Origin of the sequence: Paenibacillus campinasensis (assembly GCF_002272015.1) — a bacterium.
GTDB classification, from domain to species: domain Bacteria; phylum Bacillota; class Bacilli; order Paenibacillales; family Paenibacillaceae; genus Paenibacillus_AQ; species Paenibacillus_AQ campinasensis.
This window is the reverse complement of sequence record NZ_NPBY01000032.1, coordinates 39576-55882: the sequence shown is the minus strand read 5'-3', so window position 1 is coordinate 55882 and position 16307 is coordinate 39576. Positions and strand designations below refer to the sequence as shown.

Genomic DNA, 16307 nt, shown 5'->3' with positions numbered 1-16307 from the left:
GGATTTAATATTATACTTGTAAAAAAATGCATATTGATCTGAAAATGAACATTTTGGGGGGCCAACATCAATTGCGCAAAACGGCCATCATAACCATCATTGCGATGACGCTGATGCTATGTTACTTTACTTCTGCGTCAATCGTGAAGCTGTACCGTGCCGGAAGTCCGATGCCGGCGGCATTGCAGGAGCAGGAGGTACCGTACCGGCTTGTGCTTATTACACAGGAGATGGATACGCCATTCTGGGATCTGGTCGGTGATTCCGCGCTTGCAGAAGCGGAGAAGCAGGGGATCAGCCTCCAGATTTGGGGGAGCTACGGCAGCAATGAGGATGATTTTCTGAAGAAGATGGAGATTGCGATTGCCTCGAAGGTGGACGGCATTATCGTGCAAGGGCTGGATACCGAGGAATTCAACGAGCTGACGAAGATCCAGGCCGGACGGCATGGCATCCCGGTCATCACGGTGGCAAGCGATGTGCCGATGCAGGACAGCCTGAGAAGAACCTATGTCGGCTCCGATCATAAGGAAGCGGGAAGATTGGTTGCCAGGGAACTGCTCTCGGATATGGGACAGGCTGGCACGGTCATTCTGATCGGCGGCAGCCGGCAGCGGTACGATCAGGATCTGCGTCTTGCGGGCATTCACGACATATTGCAGCATTATCCGGATATTCACACTGTGTTTGCCGAAGCGCCCGACGAGCGGGAAAGAGTCGTCAGCGCCGCGAGGGATGTCATGAATCGCTACCCTGAAGCGGATGCGCTAATTGCCGTAAATTCCAACATTACCGAGACGCTTGTCCGGGAGATTGGAAAGCGCTATCAGCAAAGTCCGTTTCGCATCTACTCTTTTGATGACAGCCCCGAGACGATGGAGCTGCTCAAGGCAGGCAAGCTGGAGGGCATGATCCTCCAGTCTCCGGAAGAGATGGGGAGAATCAGCGTGGATTTGATGGTGAAATGGCTGAAGAGTGAGGCCGGGCCGCTGGACATGAGCGGCTATTATACGAACATCCGGATGGTGAAGGCGGAGGAACTGCCATGAAGATGAGCATTCAGCATAAAATATGGCTTCTCGCTGCCGTCGTCCTGGTCATTATGGCTTCCATCTGGGCGGCGCTAACGTACTATAATCAGCAAACGCAAGATCAGTATAACAATATCCTACAGCGGTATATTCAGATGAATGACGCCAGCATAGCCAGCAAGGAGCTGGTTGCCGCCTTGAACAATTACCTGGTGACGCCAGCTCAGGAGCAGCGGGCACTGCTCCAGGAAGCGATCGACCATATCCGCCAGTCGAAGTATGAGATGTATCGGCTGCGCAATACGGATAATGACGCTGAACTGAGCAGTGTCGTCCATCTAATGGACAGTCTCGTTGAGACGACGGATCGAACACTGCTGCTAAGATCGGAGAATGATCCGGAGGCGACAAGCACCACTTTTGCCGAGGCGACCCGCCTGTCCCTGTACATTTCCGAGATGACCCTGACGCTGATCGACAAGGAACTGAACACCTACAATCCTTTTTACCGGGGGATTATCGAACGGACCGAAGCCTTGAAACAGCTGGGTGTCTGGCTGCTGCTGCTCATCACATTTTTGCTTGCGGTGTTCACCTATTGGTTCTCCCACAGCATTACAAGACCGCTGCTGTCGCTTAGCCGTGCGGCCAAGGAAATTTCCCGGGGAAGATTCGATTTGAGAATCGAGGTGAATTCGAATGACGAAATCTCTTTCCTGGCCAAAATGTTCGAGCGCATGCGCGTGAACATCAACAACCTCATCATGGAGATTCAAGAAAAGGCGCAGCTCGAAAAGGAGCTCCAGCAAAGTCGGCTGCTGCTACAAGAAAGCCAGCTCCGCAGCTTGCAGAGCCAGATCAATCCGCATTTTCTGTTTAATACACTGGACACCATCTCCAAAAAAGCCTATCTGGAAGGCTCTGAGGAAACGAGCGATCTGCTCGTTAATGTCGCGGAGCTGCTGCGCTACAATCTGAAACGGCTGAACCGGTCGGTTACGCTCTATGACGAAGTGCGTGTGCTGCATCAATACATCGAGATCCAGACTGCCCGATTTGCCGAACGTCTTCAGTTTCAGGCGGATATCGATGAACGCTGCCTGTACATCCAGCTGCCGGGACTTACGCTGCAGCCCCTCATTGAAAACGCTGTCATTCATGCGGTTGAGCCGAGGGAGGAAGGGGGCATCATACGGTTTATTGTCAAGGACGAAGCGGAGCATGTCCGGGTTGTCATTGAAGATGACGGCCCGGGCATTCCGGAAGCCAAGATCAGATCGATTGTTGCTGGAGTGGACACCGGCAGCGGCGGGCATTCCACCGGCATCGGATTTAGCAACGTCGTTCAGCGGCTGAAGCTTTTCTATCAGGGAGCGGATGTCATTCACATTAAGAGTGCGCAGGGCGCGGGTACAACCATCATCTTAACACTGCCAAAAAGGGGAAATGAGGAGCATGTACAAAGTTCTGATTGTGGATGATGAGCGGATTGAGCGTGAGGGGCTGCATGCCATTTTGCAGCATGGCATTGCTGAGATCGCCATTGAGGAAGCCGCCAACGGCAAGGCAGCGGTAGAAATGGCTCGAACCTTCGAGCCGGATTTAATCCTGATGGACATTAAAATGCCGGGCATGAACGGGCTGGAAGCGATTCGACACATTTCGGAACTACGTCCCGAAACCCGGTTCATGATGGTGACCGCATTTGATACGTTCGACTATGCGCGGCAAGCGATCAAGCTTGGTGTCAAGGATTATCTGCTTAAGCCAAGCAAAGCGCGGGAGATCGTCGCTTCGGTCACCCGAGTGCTGGAGCAGATCGGCGCAGAGCGGCAAACGCGCGAACTGCTAATCCGTCAACAGGCCGTACTGAACAAGGCGCTGCCGCTTGTTGAGACCGATGTCGTGACCCAGCTCCTGTTCGATCATGTGCATGATGTGCATCTGGAAGAGCTTCTGACGCTCCTGGGACGAAGTGCGAACGAGGAGATGTATGCGATGAAGGTCACGCTGCCTGAACAGGCCGAGCATCTGTATGCTGCTGTCAAGGACAGGATCAGGCAGGAGGGAATATGCTGGATCGGAGCGATGTGCGGGCTGCAGATTCCGGTGATTGTGTTCCGCGAACGAGACCGGTCGTATCGGAACCAGGCGGTGGCGCTGGCCCAGGCGATTATGGCAGCAGCAGGCAACGGAAATCGGGAAGGATGGTTTGTAGGCATTGGCAATGTGTACGGCTCGCTGCATGATATCCGGCAATCGTACCAGGAAGCGATGATGGCCACGATGGATATGTCGGCTCCGGTGAAATACCGGTTCTATGAGGATATGCCTGTCCAGGGCACCGTCAGAGACTGGATGGACCGGCAGCAGGAGCGGGCGTATCTCGAAGATGTCCGGCTGGGCCGATGGGAGAGCGTGCTGCGGAGCATGATGGATGTCATCGAGCGGCTGGAGCATGAGCAGGTGCATGTTATCCAGGCCCAGCAGCGCATGCTGGAAATGCTGTGGATCGCTTCTAGGCTCTTGACCGAGATGGGCATGGCAGCGGAGAAGCCGATGTATACGTTCCAGGCGAGGGATTACCGCCAGTTCAGGGCGGAGACGATACGCATGGTTCAGACGATGCAGCAGCACTACGAGGATTATTGTCAGCAGACATCGCCGGAGTTGATCTATCGCATCAAGCAGTTTATCGAAGAACACGCCCATGCGGATATATCACTGGAAGTGATCGCCGAATGGGCAGGACTCAATCCATATTACATCAGCAAATGGTTCAAGGATCAGACGGGAATGAACTATATTGATTTCCTGACGGAATGCCGGATTGAGAAAGCGAAGCAGCTGATGCGCGACCCGAATCGAAGTCTCAAGGAAATTACATATGAGGTCGGTTATCACGATCCGAATTATTTCAGCAAAGTGTTCAGAAAAACATGCGGAGTGTCGCCTACCGAATATAGAAAGCAGCTGCTTCAGAGACATTCTGGTGCGAAGAACTAAAGATTTGATCAAAGATCCGGTCCAAGGAGGGACGACAGTTGAAACGATATCTCGATGCGGCCAGGCGAATGCCTTGGCGACCAGGCCTGTGGCTGCTTGTGGTCTGCGTGCTGACCACCTTCCACCTGCCGGTAAAGTCCGGGCTGTTCGCCCCGGATGAGCCAGTGGAGAGCGGCATGTCCGGTCCGGGGACCGTTCAGGCTGCGGCGGGGAGTGAGAGGCTGAAGATCGGCTTTTCCATGGACACGCTGCTGGAGGAGCGATGGTTAAAGGATCGGGATTTATTCCGGGCGGAGGCCGAAAAGCTTGGTGCCGAGGTCGAGGTGATGGCGGCGAACGGAGACGACGCCCTTCAGCTTGTGCAAGCGGAAACGCTGATCAGCCGGGGAGTGGATGTGCTCGTGGTTGTTCCCCATAATGCCGATGCGATGGCTGCAATTGTCCACCGGGCTCATGCGGCAGGCATTAAGGTGCTCGCCTATGACCGGCTCATCCGCAATGCCAGCGTCGATTTGTACATCTCGTTTGATAATGAGCGCGTGGGTGAACTGCAGGCCCAGGCCATTACGGAGCTGGTTCCACGCGGGAAATATGTCTACATCGGCGGTGCCGAGACGGACAACAATGCGCATCTGTTGAAGAAGGGCGTATTCCACGTGCTGCAGCCGCTGATCGATCGCGGTGACATTACGGTCGTCTATGATGAGTGGACGCATAACTGGAAGACAGACATTGCGAGAGAGAACATTAAGACCGCCCTCGATGTCAACGGCAATGACATAGACGCGGTGATTGCGGCCAATGATGCTACGGCGAACGAGGTGATCAAGGAGCTTGAGGCGAGGGGGCTCGCCGGGAAAGTGCCGGTCGCCGGCCAGGATGCCGACTTGACGGCGGCGATCCGCATTGTCGAGGGAACGCAAACGATGACCGTGTACAAGCCGATTCAGTCGATGGCGCAGACAGCGGCCGAAATGGCGGTGAAGCTGGCGAAGGACGAGCCGGTGGAAATCCACCGGACGATGAGCAACGGCAAGCTGGAAGTTCCGTCCCTGCTGCTGACGCCGATTGCGGTGAATCGGGAAACGATCGATGAGACGATTATTGCCGACGGTTTCCACAGCAGGGAGGAGGTCTATTCAGCCGCAAAGCGTTAGAAAGGGCAGCGAATTCAGCGAGCGAAGCGCTGGACTGTGACATAACCGCATCGGATGACTACAGGATGCCCGGCGAAGCCCGGGCTTTTTGACATTGTCGGATTCTCCTCTGACGCCTACTCCCCTATTGGAGGACGAACATGGGGACTGCAAAGGGGACGGAACTAGTAAGGGAATTAGCAAGGTAACTAGTAAGGTAACTAGTAAGGGGATTCGTAATTTGGCCTGGTAAGATTGATGCATTAAAGCTTCCACGTCAGGCGTTTCTTTCCTTCGAGAGTGACCGGGGGCCTTTTTCTAAGGAGATAATATTATACGCCAGAAGTTATAACTGTTCGGGTGGCATCGTCCGCCGCGAGGTTGTATGAACAGCATAAGATGATTTGTATGAGTGTTTTGTATGATTCGTCGTACAAATCACACTTTTATTCGACAAAATGGTCGGTTTTGTACGATTTTCCATACAAAATCAGAGGTTTGCATGAGTGGACGAGGAATTTTGTGTGATAAATCGTACAATTCACTTGTAACCACTGGGCTTAGCATAGTCTTTGTACGACAAATCGTACAAAGCCATCATGAAGCCACCGTACCACCAACGAGCCATTATGATTCCATCAGCCACCGTACCACCAACGAGCCATCATGATTCCATCAGCCGTCGTATCACCAACGAGTCATCATGAAGCCATCAGCCGTCGTACCACCGAGCCATCGTGTCGCCCAATGGGCAAATCCACGCCCCGATCCTTTCTGCCTGAGCAGGAGTGACCGGGGCGTTTGTCTTATCGTTTCGGACCCGCGCACACGGCACTGTCGTCAAAAAAGTCAAGATGATCTAAAAAGAAGACTAGTGATCATGACGATAACGGCGAAAACCCGGTGCTATAGTTAACGTGTCTTTTAGATTATCCATAACGAAAGAGGGGTTCGGCAATGACAAAACTTATGAAACCGATTGCAATGATGCTGATCATGGTCATGGCCGTGATGTTCACGGCTGCATGCAGCCAGAGCGGAAGCGGGAAAATTTCGGTGGGAATCGTTCTCCCGACCAAGGATGAGACGCGGTGGATTCAGGATGAACAGCGGTTCAAGGAGGCGCTGTCGGGCACGGAGTACACCACGGAAATTTTGTTCAGCCAAGGCTCGTCCGCGAAGGAAAAAGAAAACGTCGAAACACTGATCAACAAAGGCATCCAGGTGCTGATCATCTGTCCGCAGGACGGCGATGCGGCGGCGGCTGCCGTGGAGGCGGCCAAGAAGGAAGGCATTACGGTCATCGCTTATGACCGCCTGATCACCAATACCGATGCGGTGGATTACTACGTCACCTTCGACAGTGAGGCTGTCGGTGCCGCACAGGCGCAGTTCCTGGTAGACAACGCCTCCGGCAGCGGCGTGCCGCTGTATCTGTATGCTGGCTCAGCGGCTGACAACAACGCGTTCCTGTTCTTTAAAGGCGCTTGGTCTGTGCTGCAGCCGAAGATCGCTGACGGCACCTTCAAGATTGCCAACTCCAGCGAAGCCGTAGCGGTACAGGATACCGCCGAGTTGTCCCGGGATCAGCAGAGCAAAATTATCGGCCAGGTTACGACGAACTGGGATCCGAACGAAGCAAAGAACAAAGCGCAGACGCATCTGACAGCAGCCGGAGCTGATCTGAAGGGCGATGTAGCTGTACTGGCGCCGAATGACGGCACGGCCCGCGCCATTGCGGACGTATTCGCCTCCGACAGCGCGGTCACGAACTATGTCATTACCGGTCAGGATGCGGAAATAGCAACGATACAGTACATCATTGACGGCAAACAGTCGATGACGGTATTCAAGGACGTGCGTGTTCTCGTCAAGGATGCGATGGACATGGCGGTGGCGATTCTGGAGGGCAAGACCCCGGAAACAACCGGATCCTATAACAATGGCAAAATCGAAGTCAAAGCGAAGCAAACTGACGTCATCGTTGTACACAAAGACAACGTTCAGCAAGAGATGATTGATTCCGGCTACTACGAGGCAAGCGAATTCACCGGCTTGTAACTTGAGTAAGGAGACGCTTGTGAAGGGCAGGGATAGTCGAGGCTATCCCTGCTTGCGGCGTCATCCCTCAGACAGCTGCCCGGATGAAGGAGGCTATACGATGGGCGAGACCATATTGGAGATGAAGAGAATCAGCAAGGAGTTTATCGGGGTCAAGGCCTTGTCTGATGTCAATTTCAAAGTGAAAAAGGGCGAGATTCATTGCCTTGTCGGTGAGAACGGCGCAGGCAAATCAACGCTGATGAAAGTGCTCAGCGGTGTCTATCCGCACGGCACGTATGAAGGCGAGATCGTATTTGAAGGGCAGACGCAGCGGTTCCGGACGATCAAGGACAGTGTCAATGCAGGCATTGTCATCATCTATCAGGAGCTGGCGCTGTTTCCCGATCTGAGCGTGTATGAGAATATTTTTGCCGGCAATGAAGTGAAGCGGGGCAAGCTGGTCGACTGGAACCAGACGATTGTGAAATCCAAGGAGATGCTGCGGAAGGTGAAGCTCGATGTCAATCCGGAGACGCTCGTCAAGGATCTGGGTGTCGGCAAACAGCAGCTGGTGGAGATTGCGAAGGCGCTCAGCAAGGATGTAAAGCTGCTCATTCTGGATGAACCGACGGCGGCGCTGAACGAGGATGACAGTGAGAATTTGCTGCAGCTGCTGCGCGAGCTGAAGGATCAAGGAATCACCTGCATCATGATCTCGCACAAGCTGAAGGAAGTCATTTCGATTGCTGATTCGGCTACGGTGCTTCGCGACGGGCGGACGATCTGCACGCTGGACGCAGCCAAAGGCGAGATTACGGAGAATGCAATCATCAAGCATATGGTGGGCCGGGAGCTGAGCGATATTTATCCGAAAAGAGCTTCCAGCAGCTTCGGGGAGCGTGTGCTGGAGCTGGTTGACTGGAGCGCCTATGACTCCAGACTTGGTCGCCATGTCGCCAAAGACGTGCGTCTTCAGGTGCGCAAAGGCGAGATTGTGGGCATCGCCGGCTTAATGGGCTCAGGCCGGACGGAGCTGGCCTTGAGCCTGTTCGGCAATCCGAAGGAATACAGGCTGCAAGGAGAGATGCGGCTGGAAGGAAAGGCCGTGAAATTCAGCCACACCAGCGACGCCATCCGATCCGGCATGGCCTATGTGACCGAGGACCGGAAAGGGAATGGGCTGTTTCTGGCACAGGATATCAAGTCCAATATTACGGCCGCGCATCTACGTGCCATCTCCAGCAAGGGTCTGATCAACCACAATGAAGAAGTAAAGCAGGCCCTGGAATACAAGCAATCGATGGTGATCAAGGCCCCCTCGGTGGAGCAGCTGGTCGGCAAGCTGAGCGGAGGGAACCAGCAGAAGGTATCCATTGGCAAATGGCTGTTCACGGAACCGAAGCTGCTCATATTGGACGAACCGACAAGAGGCATTGATGTCGGCGCCAAATTCGAAATCTACTCGATCATGAACGAGCTGATTGCTCGGGGAATGAGCATCATTATGATTTCGTCTGAGCTTGGTGAAGTGCTTGGAATGAGCGACCGCATCTATGTAATGGCGGGCGGCAAGATCAAGGGAGAGCTGCCGGCCGATCAGGCGAATCAGGAAAATATTATGCAGCTGGCTACACAATAGGAGGAGTACCTATGGAACTGAATCAAGCACCTAAGCGCAATGCGTCAGCGCGGCAGGAGGGGCAGGGCCTTCTACAGGAAGCCCGGACTCTAATCAAGGAGAACATACGGGAATACGGCATGTACATCGCTTTGTTTGTCATTTTGCTCACCTTCAGCATTTTGACAGATGGGCTGTTCATGTCCTCCCGCAATATCAGTAACCTGCTGGATGCAACAGGGTATATCGCGGTGCTGGCCGTCGGGATGACCCTCGTTATTGTCATCCGGCAAATTGACTTATCCGTTGGCTTTGCCGCCGGATTTCTCGGGGCGATCGCAGCCATTATGCTGACGCAGGTCGGCGTTCCGGTCTATATCACGATTCCGGTCATTCTTGTGCTGGGGATGGGTCTTGGCCTGATCAACGGTGTGCTTGTCGCGAAAATCGGCATCCCTTCATTTGTGGCCACTTTGGCAGGCATGCTCGTCTTCCGGGGAGCGCTGCTGCAAATGACGGAGAAGACGGGAACCATTATTGTGAGCGATGAACGGTTCAACGCGATTGGCAACGGCTTTATTCCGGATCTGTTCGAGGTGAACGGCCTTCATATTCTGTCCTTGATACTCGGGTTACTGTGCATTGTACTGTATGTGCTGAGTGAAATGGCCAACCGCCGCAACAAAATCAAGTACCAGTTCGAGGTAATCTCGGGGCCGATATTCGCCTTGAAGCTTATCTTTATCTCCGCGATCATCGGTTATATTACGTGGATTCTGGCTGGATACAACGGCTTCTCCTGGACGGTAGTGATTATGCTGCTGGTCGTTCTGATCTATCATTTCCTTACGACCAAAACGGTGCTCGGACGTCATATCTACGCCGTTGGAAGCAATCCAGAGGCTGCGCATCTGAGCGGGATCAACGTCAAGAAGATCACGTACATCGTCTTCGGATCAATGGGCATGCTGTCCGCGCTTTCCGGTATCCTGTTCACCGCCCGGCTGCAGTCGGCTACAACGACGGCAGGCACATTGTTTGAGCTTGATGCGATTGCGGCCGCTTATGTTGGCGGCGTATCCTCTGCAGGTGGCGTAGGTAAAGTGACCGGCGCTATTATCGGGGCGATTGTGATGGCCTCGCTGACGAGCGGGATGAACCTGCTGGGGGTCGGCGTATCGTATCAATATATGATCCGGGGCGGGGTGCTCGCGGCGGCAGTCATTTTTGACGTGATGACGAGGAAGAAGAGAGCCTGATGGCATGATTGTAGCACGATATGGAATTGGGGACAGGCGCTGTATGGCAAGCCGAGGCTTGCCGTGCAGCGCTTTTTGGCATGCAGCGTAATTCGTCTTCATGATCTGCCTTCCCCTGGCATATCGATGATTAGAAATCATCGGATGGGCATGTGCGGATGTTTGGGGCTGTGCATGCGCGGGAAGGGTAGATCAATTTATCGCAGATGGAGGGTCTTAACTAACGGATTTAGGTAATAATCTTATGTTGCGAACAGCATATGACGGCAGCTATTGAACTGAAGCCTGTACGCTATGCTAAGCGCGAGCCCAGGTTTCGATGTACTGCTTGAAATCGTCAATTGTCGTGAACAGCTGATCCGGGTGATACGACCGCAGCAGCTCCGCATCGGAGGTGTCAGCCCAGGCAGCGGCCGCTACCGGAATACCGGCAGTTCTGGACGACTCGATGTCGCTTGGGGTATCGCCTACATAGAGCGCATCTTCGGGTTTCACATCAAGCTGCTGCAGCACATGCTGGATTCCCTCCACTTTTCGCGGTCCCTGCGGAGAACCGGTTTCGATCACGCGAAAATACGAGCGTATGCCGAAGAGATCCAGTGTAATTTCGGTGCTGCGGGCGCCTTTGCCCGTAACGAGCGCGAGGGCAACCTGAGTCGCTTGCGCCTGATCCAGCAATGCGGCGATGCCCGGAAAGGGAGCCGGGCACATGTGATGCAGCTCGCGATAAGCTTTAAGATAATCCTCAACGCCCTGATCGTAGTGATCAGGAATCAAGGCTTGCACAGTTCCCTCCTCGGAAGGGCCGAAGGTTGCGATAATCTCCTGATCAGTGAGCGACCGGCCTGCAAGCGGCTCTATCGATGCTTTGAAAGCGGCAATGCATAAAGGCAATGTATTTCCCAGCGTGCCATCGAGATCAAAAATGATACATTTCACACGACATGCTCCTCTCTTGTGTGTGCGTTCTGCCGAACCTGCATACAGGGTCATCCTTTATCGATATCGCAGGTTAGCATCCATTCCCTTCTAGTTTATCATGACATCCGCGCTGGGGCGATTTTCCTTTCCCCTTGCACATGGTGTTATTGGTATTGCCAAGCCCCGGTCTGTGGAATATAATGGTCGATAAAACTTGTGAGCAAGACGGATCAGGATGAATACCACACAGACAAAGGGAGAGAGTAACGATGAGACCATTGCCAACCATTCCGTTAGACCGACTGCTGCTGCGACCGTTCCGGCTGGAGGACGCCCCGGTTGTGCAACAACTGGCAGGCGATCCGTTCATCGCGGACATGACACTGTATATTCCTCATCCTTATGGGGACGGGGTGGCTGAACGATGGATCGGAACGCATGCGGACAACTTTGCCGCCGGGCGCTCCCTTGAGCTGGCGATTGTACATAAGGAAGAACAATATGTTATCGGTGCGATCAGCCTCGGCATCCACCGGAACTTCAATCTTGGGGAGCTGGCCTACTGGGTCGGCAGAAAGTACAACAATAACGGCTATTGTACGGAAGCGGCGAAGGGCATGATCCAATACGGGTTTGAAAAGCTCGACTTGAATAAGATCTTTGCGCGTTATTTTGGCAAAAATCCGGCATCCGGCCGGGTCATGGAGAAGATCGGCATGCAGTACGAGGGCACCCTGAGACAGCATGCGCGCAAGGGGGAGCATTATGAAGACCTGATTTACTATGGTCTGTTAAGAGATGAGTACGTTGCAAGACAGCAAACCATGTGAAGTCATCCACCGGATCGTAGCCGGGCTGCTTTGCTGAGGAAATCTCACCGAATCGTTGATGCGGTGGGATTTTTTTGTATGCCGAAGCGGGACAGGTTCTTGTTCTGTCAATCGATTTGTAGAAATGATCACCAGGGGAATATGAGCTTGTTTTTTTCTGCCTTGAACAGAAGCATGCCATGCCAGGACGAGGGGACATACACCGGTTTGAGTTTAAACTCTTATGTGGTTTATTGTATAATAAATAATGTTTTTGTCAGTAAAGCAGATTTGAGTTGCTTAAGCGGTGTGAAATGCCTTACGGAAACCGAAAAGGGGTTAAACGTGATGAATAAATCCGAACGAATCCACCAGATTACGGACGCGATGTCGAGAAACGGGCTGCGTGTCACCGACCAGCGGAGAACGCTGGCCCAGATTTTTACAGATGATGAAGGGTATTTGTCCCCAAAAGATGTGTATGACAAAATGAAGCAGCAGTATCCGAGCGTCAGCTTTGATACCGTATATCGGAATTTGCGGCTGCTTAGTGAGATGGGGGTTCTGGAGCAGTACTACTTTTTGGATGGCGGCTTGAAATTTAAAGGCTGCTGCTCCACACATCACCATCATCACTTGATATGTCTGAGCTGTGAGAAAACGCTGCCTCTTGATTACTGCCCGATGGACCAGTCTATTGACCTGCCTGCGAATTTCAAAATTTCCAATCATCGTTTCGAAATTTATGGATTATGTGATCAATGTCAGTAGCATGATCAGCCGAATCCTTGGGCTCGGTTAAGTTAATAATTAAATACGACCAAAGGAAACCGCGCATGGGACCGTGCGCGGTTTTGTATTTGTCCGATCGAGAAGAGCGTCCATGTATCCTTTGCTTGGGAAAGTACACTTGGTTTGCATCCAGAATATTTGAAATTTTGAATGGTTGTAGAAAATCAGTTGTTGACAGATTAGCGATTATTGCCTATATTCATACATGATATTAATCGTAATGGTTACGAATAAAAGGAGATGGAACAGAGATGAGAGTGATTGTTACTTTGGCATGCACCGAAACTGGGGATCGCAATTACACAACAACCAAGAATAAGAGAACGCATCCTGAACGTCTGGAAATGCGCAAATATTGTCCTCGCTTAAAAAGATATACGCTGCACCGTGAAACCCGGTAAGCTGCTGCAATCAGCCGCGGGGAAATGAGCGTTCATGCGATTCATGCTTCGTCTTAGATATTAGATAGGCGAGTGAGGAGAAGAGTCGCTTTAAAAATTAAGCTCAGATCGTAATTTTTACATGTTGATGTCGTTGGTTTGTTTTGAAATTTGCGAAAGGGGGAGGAGGGATGATTTTGTCTTCCATGCAGGACGTCGTGTTTGGTTACGGAGATGAAGCGGTCATTGAGAATTTGACGCTGGATATCTATGCCGGTCAATTCACTGCCATCTCGGGTCCCAATGGCGCGGCCAAATCGACGATGCTCAAATTAATGCTCGGCTTAATCAAGCCATGGCGCGGGACTGCCCGATTTACGCGTGTGCTGGAGGACGGGACGAAATTGTCGGTTGGATACGTACCGCAGCAGGTTGCGTCTTTTAATGCAGGATTTCCAAGTAAAGTCATTGAGCTTGTCCGTTCAGGACGTTACAACCGACTTGGATGGTTTCGACGGTTTACGGCGAGAGATCATGAAATGGTGGAACGGAGCCTGAAGGAAGTCGGCATGTGGGAGTATCGCAACCGCAGGATCGGGGAATTGTCAGGAGGCCAGAAGCAGCGGATATGCATGGCCAGAGCGCTGGCCCAAGAGCCGCATGTGCTTATTCTCGACGAGCCTACCACCGGGTTGGACGCGGCCAGCCGTGCGGATCTATACAGGCTGCTCAGCGGTTATGTTAGGGAGCAGGGCAAGACGGTGATCATGGTCACCCATTCCTTGGAAGAAATCGATCCCTATGTGGATCGTATCGTCCGCCTGGAGCGAAAGGAGAATGGGGGATGGCAATGCTCGGTTACGAATTCATGCAGCGCGCCTTTATCGCAGGAGGCCTGATCGGCATTATCGGTCCTGTACTTGGTCTGTTCCTGATGCTGAGACGGCAGGCATTGATGGCGGATACGCTCTCTCATGTGTCGCTGGCCGGGGTGGCGCTGGGCTCGCTCATGAATCTGAATCCAGTTCTAACCGGGTTCGCCGTGGCTGTTCTGGGGGCACTGATCATTGAGCAGCTGCGAAGGGTTTACCGTACATATAGCGAGGTTCCGGTGGCTATTATGTTGACCTCGGGGCTGGCGATTGCGGTTGTTCTGATGAGCTTTAGCCCTAATCTAAGCAAAAGCTTCAGCGCCTACCTCTTCGGCTCGATTGTTGCCGTCAGTGATACCCAGCTTCGGCTGATTGCGATCGTCGCTATGGCCGGAGTGCTGTTTTTCATCGGTCTGCGTAGACCGCTCTATCAATTTGCTTTTGATGAGGAGACGGCTTTCGTATCCGGAACGCCGGTCTCGCTGCTCTCATTTATGTTTGCTGTTTTTACCGGAATGACGGTAGCGGCTGCCATGCCGATTGTGGGGGTGCTTCTTGTGTCGGCGCTGATCGTATTGCCCGCCTCCATAGCGCTTCGGCTGGCATCTGGCTTTCTCGCGGCAGCTGTGATTGCCGTTGCTGTTGGTCTATGCGGTGTTTTCTCGGGGCTCACCGCTTCCTATTATTTAAATACGCCACCGGGAGCGACCATTGCCCTGATTTTATTAGCGTTCCTTGTTGCAGCAGTAATCGTCCAGAAACTGCTTGGTATCCAACATCGCAATCAAAAATTAAATCAATATCGGAGGTACAATGCATATGAAAAGCTTTAAGCGAACAATCACCGCTTTATCCTTATCCGCTGTGCTGGCGATTGCTGGCTGCGGTACAGGTAAATCGGCAAGTGAGGGGAACAATCCTTCTACCGATCATCCGTCAGAGACTACAGCCGCATCCTCACCGTTGAAAATTAAAACAAGCTTCTACCCGATGTACGAATTCACCCGTCAGGTAGCGGGCGATTTGGCAGAGGTAGAGAATTTGGTTCCAGCGGGCGTTGAACCGCATGATTGGGAGCCGACTCCTCAGGATATGGCAGGAATTGCAGAAGCAGATGTACTTGTATACAACGGTGCTGGCATGGAAGGCTGGATTGACCAGGTACTCGGCAGCATCAACGCCAGTGACCTGACCGTGATTGAGGCAAGTAAGGGGCTTGAAATTATTGAAGATCCGGACGGGGGACATTCCCACGACCACGGTCATGACCATGATCATGAGGGTGAGCACAGCCATGAGGAGCACGCACATGATCATGACCATGAGGGCGAGCACAGCCACGAGGAGCACGCACATGATCATGACCACGAAGGCGAGCACAGCCATGACGAGCATGCGCATGACCATGACCATGAGGGTGAGCACAGCCATGAGGAGCACGCGCATGATCATGATCATGAAGGTGAGCACAGCCATGACGAGCATGCGCATGACCATGAGCATGAAGGCGAGGACAGCCACGACGAGCATGACCATGGCGGAGAGAGCGGACATCATCACCATGATCATGGTGGATTAGACCCGCATGTATGGCTCTCACCCGTTCTGGCGATCGAGCAGGTGCGCAACATCGAAGCAGGATTGTCCGCAGCAGCTCCGGAGCATAAGGAAGCTTTCAAAGCAAACGCTGACGCTTACATCAGCAAGCTGGAGGCACTGGATCAGGAGTTTCGGGATGGCTTGAAGGATTCCAAACGCAAGGACTTTATTACCCAGCATTCCGCATTTGGATATTTAGCGAGAGAGTATGGCCTGACTCAAGTTCCGATTGCGGGTCTGTCTCCCGATCAAGAGCCATCCGCTGCCCAAATGGCGAGCGTGATTGAATTTGCGAAGGAACATGAAGTGAAGACCATTTTCTTCGAAACGCTTGTGTCCTCTAAAGTGGCAGAAGCGATTGCGGCGGAGATCGGCGCTTCGACTTCCGTGCTCAATCCAATCGAAGGATTGACGCAAGAGGACATCGCGGCCAATCTCGACTACATTTCCATCATGCGTCAGAATCTGGAGGCGCTGAAGACCGCCTTGAACGAATAATCAAAATAAGAAAAGGAGTTGTTACCCTACATTGGCCAAAAAATCAAAAGTAGTGAAAGAGGAGAAACGTCAGCAGTTGGTAGCTAAGTATGCAGCGAAACGCAGAGCCTTGATCGATCAAGGCGATTATGCCGCCCTGCAAAAGCTTCCCCGGGATTCGTCACCGACAAGGCTTCACAATCGATGCGCCGTCAGCGGCAGACCGAGAGGTTACATCAGCAAATTCGGCGTGTCTCGAATCGTGTTCCGTGAACTGGCTCATAAAGGGCACATTCCGGGCGTGAAAAAGGCAAGCTGGTAAAGAAACATTGCATTAAATCGTAATTTTTACATCACTATAGTG

The 16307-nt window shown here is 52.6% G+C and carries 15 protein-coding genes; 14 read left to right on the top strand and 1 reads right to left on the bottom strand.

The window, feature by feature from the left end; translation table 11 throughout:
* Positions 1-53 precede the first annotated feature (53 nt).
* The 7 genes from CHH67_RS10965 to CHH67_RS10935 all read left to right on the top strand — a co-directional run bounded on the left by CHH67_RS10965 (position 54) and on the right by CHH67_RS10935 (position 10093).
* Complete coding sequence (locus CHH67_RS10965) at positions 54-1049, top strand: substrate-binding domain-containing protein (RefSeq protein ID WP_244908153.1); 996 nt, start codon at positions 54-56, stop codon at positions 1047-1049.
* Positions 1046-2512 carry a sensor histidine kinase gene (locus CHH67_RS10960; RefSeq protein WP_230875717.1) on the top strand — a complete coding sequence of 489 codons (1467 nt, stop codon included), beginning with the start codon at positions 1046-1048 and terminating at the stop codon, positions 2510-2512. Before CHH67_RS10965 ends, CHH67_RS10960 begins: the two co-directional genes overlap by 4 nt.
* Positions 2487-4037, top strand: coding sequence for a response regulator (locus CHH67_RS10955; RefSeq protein WP_095265216.1), 1551 nt, complete (start codon positions 2487-2489; stop codon positions 4035-4037). Before CHH67_RS10960 ends, CHH67_RS10955 begins: the two co-directional genes overlap by 26 nt.
* A 38-nt stretch (positions 4038-4075) precedes the next feature.
* Positions 4076-5194, top strand: a complete 1119-nt coding sequence (locus CHH67_RS10950; protein WP_244908152.1) for a sugar ABC transporter substrate-binding protein — start codon at positions 4076-4078, stop codon at positions 5192-5194.
* A gap of 975 nt (positions 5195-6169) precedes the next feature.
* Positions 6170-7234: a sugar ABC transporter substrate-binding protein gene (locus tag CHH67_RS10945; RefSeq protein WP_413773613.1), complete on the top strand. Its 1065-nt coding sequence runs from the start codon at positions 6170-6172 to the stop codon at positions 7232-7234.
* A gap of 100 nt (positions 7235-7334) precedes the next feature.
* Positions 7335-8855 (top strand): sugar ABC transporter ATP-binding protein, encoded by a 1521-nt coding sequence (locus CHH67_RS10940; RefSeq protein WP_095265214.1) that lies wholly within the window; start codon positions 7335-7337, stop codon positions 8853-8855.
* 119 nt (positions 8856-8974) lie between these two features.
* The gene (locus CHH67_RS10935; RefSeq protein ID WP_230875725.1) at positions 8975-10093 is read left to right on the top strand and encodes a sugar ABC transporter permease; all 1119 of its coding nucleotides are present in this window, start codon (positions 8975-8977) and stop codon (positions 10091-10093) included.
* Between the two features lie 297 nt (positions 10094-10390).
* Here CHH67_RS10935 and CHH67_RS10930 read toward each other — a convergent pair whose 3' ends face one another.
* On the bottom strand, positions 10391-11032 hold the full coding sequence (locus CHH67_RS10930) for an HAD family hydrolase (protein WP_196426430.1): 642 nt from the start codon (positions 11030-11032) through the stop codon (positions 10391-10393).
* Positions 11033-11283: 251 nt separating this feature from the next.
* On the opposite strand from CHH67_RS10930, the gene CHH67_RS10925 reads away from it, so the two are divergent.
* The 7 genes from CHH67_RS10925 (at position 11284) to rpsN (ending at position 16265) form a co-directional block, all read left to right on the top strand.
* Positions 11284-11844: a GNAT family N-acetyltransferase gene (locus CHH67_RS10925; RefSeq protein ID WP_095265211.1), complete on the top strand. Its 561-nt coding sequence runs from the start codon at positions 11284-11286 to the stop codon at positions 11842-11844.
* Between the two features lie 327 nt (positions 11845-12171).
* On the top strand, positions 12172-12594 hold the full coding sequence (locus tag CHH67_RS10920) for a Fur family transcriptional regulator (RefSeq protein WP_095265210.1): 423 nt from the start codon (positions 12172-12174) through the stop codon (positions 12592-12594).
* Between the two features lie 272 nt (positions 12595-12866).
* Entirely contained in the window at positions 12867-13016 is a 150-nt protein-coding gene (gene rpmG, locus CHH67_RS10915) for a 50S ribosomal protein L33 (protein ID WP_095265209.1), read from the top strand.
* Positions 13017-13186: 170 nt separating this feature from the next.
* Entirely contained in the window at positions 13187-13894 is a 708-nt protein-coding gene (locus tag CHH67_RS10910; RefSeq protein ID WP_095265208.1) for a metal ABC transporter ATP-binding protein, read from the top strand.
* The gene (locus CHH67_RS10905) at positions 13840-14700 is read left to right on the top strand and encodes a metal ABC transporter permease (RefSeq protein WP_095265207.1); all 861 of its coding nucleotides are present in this window, start codon (positions 13840-13842) and stop codon (positions 14698-14700) included. The genes CHH67_RS10910 and CHH67_RS10905 overlap by 55 nt, the downstream gene beginning before the upstream one ends.
* Positions 14687-15964, top strand: coding sequence for a metal ABC transporter substrate-binding protein (locus CHH67_RS10900; protein ID WP_095265206.1), 1278 nt, complete (start codon positions 14687-14689; stop codon positions 15962-15964). The genes CHH67_RS10905 and CHH67_RS10900 overlap by 14 nt, the downstream gene beginning before the upstream one ends.
* A gap of 31 nt (positions 15965-15995) precedes the next feature.
* Positions 15996-16265, top strand: a complete 270-nt coding sequence (gene rpsN / locus CHH67_RS10895) for a 30S ribosomal protein S14 (protein WP_095265205.1) — start codon at positions 15996-15998, stop codon at positions 16263-16265.
* Positions 16266-16307: the final 42 nt, after the last annotated feature.